This is a genomic window from Trichococcus ilyis (genome assembly GCF_900109135.1).
GTDB lineage: Bacteria > Bacillota > Bacilli > Lactobacillales > Aerococcaceae > Trichococcus > Trichococcus ilyis.
The window spans coordinates 1-8,032 of sequence record NZ_FNYT01000052.1; the positions used below are offsets into that span (position 1 = coordinate 1).

General features: G+C 38.2%; 8 protein-coding genes, 2 pseudogenes and 2 riboswitches. Of the genes and pseudogenes, 3 read left to right on the forward strand and 7 right to left on the reverse strand.

The features are described 5' to 3' along the window. Positions 1-313 (forward strand): annotated as a pseudogene (locus BMX58_RS14870) (IS701 family transposase); the annotation flags it as partial. 119 nt (positions 314-432) lie between these two features. Here the strand turns inward: BMX58_RS14870 and eno are convergent. From eno to BMX58_RS14320, 6 genes are all read right to left on the reverse strand, one after another. Next, the gene (gene eno, locus BMX58_RS14290; RefSeq protein WP_068624231.1) at positions 433-1,695 is read right to left on the reverse strand and encodes a phosphopyruvate hydratase; all 1,263 of its coding nucleotides are present in this window, start codon (positions 1,693-1,695) and stop codon (positions 433-435) included. A 71-nt stretch (positions 1,696-1,766) separates the two neighbouring features. Next, positions 1,767-1,834: riboswitch (Fluoride riboswitch) on the reverse strand. 75 nt (positions 1,835-1,909) lie between these two features. Continuing rightward, positions 1,910-3,112 carry a chloride channel protein gene (locus BMX58_RS14295; RefSeq protein ID WP_068624233.1) on the reverse strand — a complete coding sequence of 401 codons (1,203 nt, stop codon included), beginning with the start codon at positions 3,110-3,112 and terminating at the stop codon, positions 1,910-1,912. 214 nt (positions 3,113-3,326) lie between these two features. Further along, positions 3,327-3,402, reverse strand: a riboswitch (Fluoride riboswitch). Between the two features lie 245 nt (positions 3,403-3,647). Beyond that, positions 3,648-3,956, reverse strand: a complete 309-nt coding sequence (locus tag BMX58_RS14300) for a recombinase family protein (RefSeq protein ID WP_239420596.1) — start codon at positions 3,954-3,956, stop codon at positions 3,648-3,650. A gap of 475 nt (positions 3,957-4,431) precedes the next feature. Continuing rightward, complete coding sequence (locus BMX58_RS14310) at positions 4,432-4,998, reverse strand: hypothetical protein (protein WP_068624235.1); 567 nt, start codon at positions 4,996-4,998, stop codon at positions 4,432-4,434. Between the two features lie 81 nt (positions 4,999-5,079). Next, positions 5,080-5,325, reverse strand: a complete 246-nt coding sequence (locus BMX58_RS14315; RefSeq protein WP_068624238.1) for a hypothetical protein — start codon at positions 5,323-5,325, stop codon at positions 5,080-5,082. Between the two features lie 135 nt (positions 5,326-5,460). Further along, entirely contained in the window at positions 5,461-6,102 is a 642-nt protein-coding gene (locus BMX58_RS14320) for a reverse transcriptase-like protein (protein WP_068624240.1), read from the reverse strand. Positions 6,103-6,289: 187 nt separating this feature from the next. Here BMX58_RS14320 and BMX58_RS14325 point away from each other — a divergent pair, with 187 nt between their 5' ends. Further along, positions 6,290-7,219, forward strand: coding sequence for a DNA-deoxyinosine glycosylase (locus BMX58_RS14325; RefSeq protein ID WP_084254001.1), 930 nt, complete (start codon positions 6,290-6,292; stop codon positions 7,217-7,219). A 222-nt stretch (positions 7,220-7,441) separates the two neighbouring features. On the opposite strand, the gene BMX58_RS14815 is transcribed toward BMX58_RS14325, so the two are convergent. Beyond that, positions 7,442-7,579, reverse strand: a complete 138-nt coding sequence (locus BMX58_RS14815) for a hypothetical protein (protein ID WP_157077261.1) — start codon at positions 7,577-7,579, stop codon at positions 7,442-7,444. Between the two features lie 262 nt (positions 7,580-7,841). Here BMX58_RS14815 and BMX58_RS14335 point away from each other — a divergent pair. Beyond that, a pseudogene (locus BMX58_RS14335) lies at positions 7,842-8,032 on the forward strand (hypothetical protein); the annotation flags it as partial.

Consider the following 8,032-nt stretch of genomic DNA (forward strand, 5'->3'; position numbering starts at 1 on the left):
CGAGGTTATCTTTTATGAACAGAAGACCTTTTGGTCATTCGGCAAATATATGGTCAGAAGCAAAAAGGGAATTGAAAGTTACGTCAACTTCTTAGCCATTGCCTATAGTTGCGTTCAGCTTCTTCCCTTCAAACAGGAGAGGTATGCCCATTTGAAGGAGGAAAGTTCTCAAGTGAAGAAACAACTCATTGGAATGGCGATCCAGCAGGAAGTATTTTTCTATACTTTCGTGCTTTCCATCGAAAATAGGATTAAATCGCTGGCAATCCTAAAGGCTTATGAGCAATGGGTTGAAGAAAAGCACAATTTTTAATTACTTATAAAGTGGTGCTCTTATAAAAAAGAACCCCGATTTACTCAGGGCTCTGGATATACAATTAAAAACTGAATACAGCTACAATTTATAGATAAAATAACTTATTTCGAATTATTTTATTTCACGTCGAAATGAGCCATTTTTGCCGAATTACCCAATTCTTCTTCTATTCGTAGAAATTGGTTATATTTTTCGACTCGTTCAGAACGCGCGATTGATCCTGTTTTAATTTGTCCTGCATTCATAGCTACAGCGAAATCAGCAATAAATGTATCGCCTGTTTCACCTGACCTGTGAGAAATCATGGTTGTATAATTGTTTTTCCTGGCCATTTTAATAGCTGCAATCGATTCAGAAACTGTTCCAATTTGGTTTAATTTAATTAAGATAGAATTAGCTATCCCTTTATCAATTCCTTCTTGGAAAATTTCTGGGTTCGTTACAAAAATGTCATCTCCGACTAATTGAATGCGGTCGCCCAATACCTCTGTCAGCTTTTTAAATCCATCCCAATCATGTTCAGATAAGCCATCTTCAATTGAAATGATTGGATATTTTCCAACAATTTCTTGATAATAACTAATCATCTGATCTGAAGTTAACTTCTTCCCTTCAAAATTATATACACCATCGGAACTAAATTCACTGGCTGCAGGATCCATAGCAATCGCTATGTCCTTACCAGGTTCATATCCGGCTGTTTCGATAGCTTCGACTAATAAACTAAGAGCCTCCTCAGTTGATTTTAGACGAGGGGCAAAACCACCTTCATCGCCTACTGCTGTCTCTAACCCCTTATCTTTCAACATTTTTTTCAAAGTATGGTAAGTGTCTGCTACCATCTCTAACCCTATTCTAAAATTTGAAGCTCCAATAGGAGTAATTAAAAATTCTTGTACGTCTATACCAGAGTCTGCATGTTTGCCACCATTGATAACATTAAAAAATGGTAGAGGCAATTCTAAATCAACACCGCCCAGATAACGATAGAGCGGAATATTTAATGAGTTAGCCGCTGCTCTAGCAACAGCCATGGACACACCTAGTATGGCATTAGCACCTAAACGCTCTTTATTAGCTGTCCCATCTGCTTCAATCATTAATGCGTCCACGCGTGCTTGATCAAAAGGAGATTGATCTGCTAATAAGCTGTCAATCTCAGTATTTACATTTTTTACTGCAGTTAAAACGCCCTGACCTTTTAAACGTTTGCCTCCATCCCTTAATTCAACCGCCTCTTTATCTCCAGTAGACGCACCCGAAGGGACGGAAGCTCGTCCCCATGAACCATCTGTTAAATGAACATCTACTTCAACGGTAGGGTTACCGCGTGAATCGAATACTTCCCTTGCTTTGATAAACTGAATTTTCGCTACCAAAATTTTCTCCTCCTTTATTATTAGGTAATAAAAAATGACACCTACTTAAATAAAGGCGGTTTTGCCCCTTTATTTAAGTAGGTGTCATTAATCATAGTTATTATGATAGTTAAAGGCGAACACCATCGCCGACATACTATTTTCGTTAAGTATAGCAATTAATGAATAACAAATCAATTATTACGATAGTTGCAAGCTAATTAAGTCATTCTATTTATAAAATTGTTTTTTGCCCTCCATAAATAGAGTGATTTCCATTAAAAACATAGGAAACACAAACAGTTAAAAGAAAGTATGGCAAGTAATCAAATCCAAAAACTTCCGCTCCGATTAGTGCCGGAGCAATAAGTGTGTTTGTCGCCGAAGAAAAAACACTTATATATCCTAAAGCAGCAACAAACTCTATAGGCAAGCCGAATAATGGAGCAAGCCAAACCCCTAAACTGGATCCAATTGAAAAAATAGGTGTTACCTCTCCACCTTGAAAACCTGCTGCTAATGTTAAGATTGTTAAAATAAATTTGACTATCCAGTCGTATCCATATACAATTTCTCCGTTAAAATCAGCGGCTATTAAGTTTGTTCCAAGGCCTGAATATCTCCCCATGTGAAACATCAATAACAATGCGCTAATTAAAATACCCACGAAGAAAATTCGTTTACGAAGGTCTGGTAATTTTTCCACCATATAGCGCTTCGCATAACCTAACATATAAGCAAATAATCCACCGACAGCGCCAAATATGATTCCCAACACTAATATTTTTAACATTGTTTGACCATCCATACTCAACGCGACATCTAAATTGACTGAAAATTTTTCTAGTCCCAAAAAGTGAGAAACAAAACTAGCTACAAATGCTGCGATTAAAGCAGGAAATAATGCCAAGTACTCTAGTTTCCCAACTACTAACACCTCTAATGCAAAAAACGTAGCTGCAAAGGGTGTTTCAAATAATCCGCCAAAGCCCGCTGCCATACCTGTAATCAGCATTATTTTCGAAGCATTTTTATAGGGTATTTTACGGCCGATAGCATGAGAAAAGGTTGCCCCAATTTGAACCGCGACACCTTCACGACCCGCACTACCACCAAATAAATGTGTGATCCATGTCCCTAGGATTGTTAAAGGAATCATTCGTTTAGGTATTTCCTCTAGCTCTTCATTTCCTGCTGCAAAGACCAAACTTATTCCTTTATTTGTATTCTTGCCTATTTTTTTATACATATATACGATAAATAAACCTGCGAAAGGTAACATAGGAATAAGGTATCCAGCATAGCTATCTCTAAACGTACCAATAAAAATAAGCACTTTACCAAATAAAGTATCTAATACCCCGACTGCTAGTCCAACGAAAATTGCACTAATTGCGTAGATTCCAATTTCTTTATACTCCGATATATATTTATTCATTAACTATTCCTTTCAAAACATTAATTATTTATTTTCTTGATTTTACACTACGGTTACTTATCCCTAAAGTTGGATAGTGAGTAAACAGTGAACTAAGTATAAAACCAACAATTTATATAACCGCAGGACTTAAAAGTATGATCGATCCTCCTCTAATTAAAATAAATCTACATTTACTCATAACAACACAAAAAAGCTGATAACACACTGCAGCCTAAGCCCAGAAGTCATCAGCTTTGATAAGCGGTTTAAGCAAGATGCTTAGGGAGACATTCATTCCCAAGAGATAGTATGAGAATACCACCCGTTTTTTAGATAATCAAGTTTAAAATTTCCAATCCTCCTGTTAAGAATTATCAAATTAGGCTCCTTCTATTACATAAGACGGACTTCCATATAATTGATTCACTATAGTGATAGCTCGAAATAGCAATCTAAATTGTTCGATAAACAGTATCTCTAGTTACTCCTGTTTCTTCTGCAATTTACTTGATAGGCTCTCCTTTTTTCAGCATATTCACAATCACGTTGTATGTCATTCGAACCCGCGGACTCTTAGCATCGGCGGCATACTTAACTGGCCGGCCCTTGTAGTGGCCTTTTTTCTTGGCGATTTCAATTCCTTGTCGCTGTTTAAGCTTAATTTCTTCCGTTCATTTTGAGCGGTCCAGGACAATTGCCGAACAATCATATTTCGGATCAGTTTCTGCAGATTAGAATCTCCCAGGTCATGGTTCAGAATGGGTAAATTCAATACGATTAAACCAATTTCCTTCTGATCAAGCCGCTGCACCATCTGAACGATATCATCATAGTTCCGACCCAGTCGATCCAATGACTCCACAATCAAGACATCTTTCTCTTGCAGGAAGCCCAAGGCCTTCTGGAGTTCTTCCCAATCTGTCGGTCTAGATTCTGGTCCGTAGCGGACACCCGCGCATATCCAATTTCCATCTAGTTCCCATCTTTTTTACACCTTGTTTAATCGACACTTATACGCTATATGAAGAATGTAACAAAATCAATGGTTTAGATGTGTCTGTCTTGGGTACACTCTAAATAGACATTAAGTTAAAGAGAAGATTATTGCGAAATAGCAGCCTGGTTTCAAAGAAGGTCGGCCAAAGAAGTTCTCAAAATAACAATTTAATTTGGCTGTGGAACTATTACATAACAATTCATATACCCAAGTTGAGAAAATGACAGGAATATGTAAAAGTACACTCTTTAGATATCGTAGGAAACAACAAGAAGATGCTATCTCAAAAGTCATTTGAATGCGACTTTTGAAATAGCATCTTTTAAGAGTTCTCCGGATGTTATTTTTTATTTCTAGTTGGCAAAATGAATAGTTCTTTTTTACCATTTTCTGCAAGAACTTTATTGCATTCGATTTTTATACCTTTTTTCAACGGAGAAGTTTGTGCATACGTATAAAGTTGTTTTATAAATTGAAGTGCTAATTTGTTATTCTTAGTTTGCAAATGCCTAAGCAGGAAGATGGTTTCACTGTGTGGCGCAACCATAATTAACTTTTTCTTATTGATAACAGCATAATACATATTGACGAATTTTTTAAACTCATCTTGCGGATAATCTGGATACTTTTGGAAAAACCTTTTTTTATATTCGTCTTGCGTTTCACGATTGGTACAAATTAATTGACTGGTCCTGATCAAATCAGGATTTCTTTTTTTTCGTAACTTATTTTCTTTTTTGGCCAAGGCAATCATTTCCTGTCGCTCTTGTTCCTTCTTTTCTTCTTCTTGCATTCTTTTTTTCTTTTGCTTATTTAATTCAGCATAGTGTTTCGCATCAAGTCCATCGCATGACGTCATACCAGCCCACGATGAAGGTCTGTGAGGGACATGAATGATACTTCCCATAAAACAACACATCCTTCTGAATGTAATAAATCTGGATAGGTTACACTTAAATTTTTACACATTTGTCAACGATACACTACATTAGTCATCATCATTTGGCAAATACCAACCATGCTCACGATGTCTTGGTTTTGCATCAGGATGCTCCTTTTTGTATTTTTCATTCATACGGCGAATCTCCTCGTTGTTAAACCGATTCAACAATCCTTCTGCACCTTCGTCTCCTCTGCAAGCTGCTTGCCGTACTGGTTCTCGCTCGGTATAAAACTTTTCATCTGACACATTCTCAAACCATTTTTTACTATACTTCGTTTTTTTATCAAACATATTTATTCCTCCCTACAAATTCAAATTTGTCCAGTTAAGTGTAACCTATCCAATCATCATTGAAATTATCCTGTATGGCTGTGATAAGCTTTGTACCGTTAATAAGCAACTCCCTTTTTCATGGGTAATCATTTTTTAATATGATGTGCGGGCCAGCCTGTCGGCCCAGTGGTTCTCTTCTCTTGGAATCTGCTTAAAGGTGACGCTGTTGAATGTGGGTATCAGTTCCCAGCATTTTTCCTTTAGGTATTTATGACGAAGATTGCGCGTGCGAGACGAATAATTCATCTGACTGCAGAGCACTTCCGAGTCGGATTCTATTTCAATGTCCAATTGTTTGGGGTTTGGGTAGTTGACGGTCAATGCGCTCAGGCAACTTAGCAAGGCATGGTACTCGGCAATATGGCTAGTCCTTTCCTCGTTCATGAATTCAACTGGAAGTGGAAATCCGTTCTCTAACAGGACTTCCTCGCTGGACTCCACGATGTAAGATGCATCGGCTCCAACAATGCGTTTACCTGTTTTGGTCTGTTCATCGTCGTAGATAATGCGGACAGAGCCATCAATATGGCAACAGACCTTGCCTTTTTTTGACAGGCGTTCCATCAATTCAAAGGTCTTCAGATGTTCCGAAATTTCCGCGTTGGAAAAGATGGAGTCGTCGGTGCCAATCGAAAGGATTTCGGCCTTTAGGCACTGCTGGTCTTCGCATCCGATGGTAAGGAGGCTACTGTAAGCTGATTTGAGTGGTATGGATAGTAATTCTTTTGAAATCATGAATTTCCCCCCTGAAATAGACTTTTTTGCTTGGTAGGTATCGACCCGTGGGAAGGCTCCACTACTGCTCTGCAAGATCAGTCGCAATTGGATTTAATTATAACAGACTCGTGTGGATTCCAATCGCAAAATATCACGAATAAACGTTACCGGTCCCTTATGTTAATTGAAGAGGAGACTGACCAGTATGGTTGAAGGATACAGCGATAACACTTTTAAAGTTGTGAAAGAAACATTCTTTAATGAGCAGGGGGAACCTTTTACTGTTGAAAAACATTATCGGAAACAAGCCAGAGGAAACTTTTTTAAAACACACAAACCAGAACTTAGGGATTTATGCATGGTTATTGGGGGATCTAAAGGGAAAGTAATGGCCTACTTGCTGACGCATTTAAATTTCACCGACAACACTGTTAAGGTTACACAGAAAAAAATCGTAACGGATACCGGAGTGAGTTCTGCCGCCGTTTCGAATGTATTAGCAGAATTAGAGCAAGCAGGCCTGCTTAAAACGAAGCCCGGATACCTTATGATTTCCCCAGGGTTAATCTTGCGCGGGGATTTAAGAAAAGTACACATGCTTGAGGAAGCTTATAAGAATTTCTATGAAAATGAACCTCAAAATTATGCTAAATCCATATCCTTGCCTCAAATAATCGATCATAATTCCGAAATTCTGATTTTGAGCGCGTTTCCGATTGAGGGAGACGGACCTCATTTGCAGTATTACGCTGATTCCTCCGATAAATTTTGGGAACTCATCTTTTCTTGTTTGGAGGAGGACGATCCAGTAGGATATGGGGAAAGAATAGCGTGCTTGTTAAAACACCACATCGCGCTGGGGACTGTCATGAAGATCACTCAAACTGTCCGTGCAGGTACCTTACAAAGGCAGTTCAATCCCAACGATTTCCAAGAGTTATTAAAAAAGTATCCAACGATAAAAACCATTGTTTTCAACGGTGATAAAGCATTCCAACTGTTCAAAAAAAATGTTTCCCTAAAAGATTTTCCCGATATAAAAACAATAAAATTGCCCACTACCAGTCCAAGCAGAGGCCGATATATCAAACCATACGAAGAAAAGTTAACCGAATGGAGCAGCCTCATAAAATAATCAACCCACGCGGATTCTGGAAATTTATTCAATCTATTTGAACCTTTCCGTTAAATAAATCTAAAACATGCCTCAATTACTTACGAACCTGTGCCCAAAAATGCTTGTTAGTGTAGCGTTCCTCCAGGCTGAAAGATGGGTGAAAAATAACCGGAATAAGACGCGTCATAGTGACATTCTTCATTCCGGTTTGTTGCGTTTTAAAACCGCGTATCGCACACTCTATTCATTTTCTGGAACCCCACACATCATCATTCGTGAATACATCTCAAAAATCGCAGACTCAACAATATCAGCAAGTGTTTCAAAAAATTCATACTCCAAAGCCAAATGCGTTTGCAACGCTTCAATCATCTTCATGGAGCCCCCATCTAATTTGAGGAACATACATGATTCGAATGCGTCATTCGACATACCTATCACCTTCCCTTTCTACCTAAAATATTCGCAAACAGTTCTCCAGGATTTATCAAAGGAGAGAACTGTTTCGAAAAATTTCCGAATTTTTTACCTATTTCATGTCTGTTCGCTTTACAAAAGCAAACATACGTTCGTATAATTGGGAGTATAAAGGAGTTAAATCCAGACAAACAGACTAGCGGCGCTATAGGAAGGTGAAAGTATGATAAAGGAAACCAGAAAGCGAACAGAGAAAGTATTTGAAGAGTACAACGACTACCAGGATAGAGGCATGGTTAAGTGGTTAACGGCATTCTCAATGGAAGAACTGACAAGGTCCATTTCTGCTGGAAAAGAAGAGGCTCTGAAGGATATCCCTATCCTCGCTCAAATGAATGCAAGTGAAATTGACGA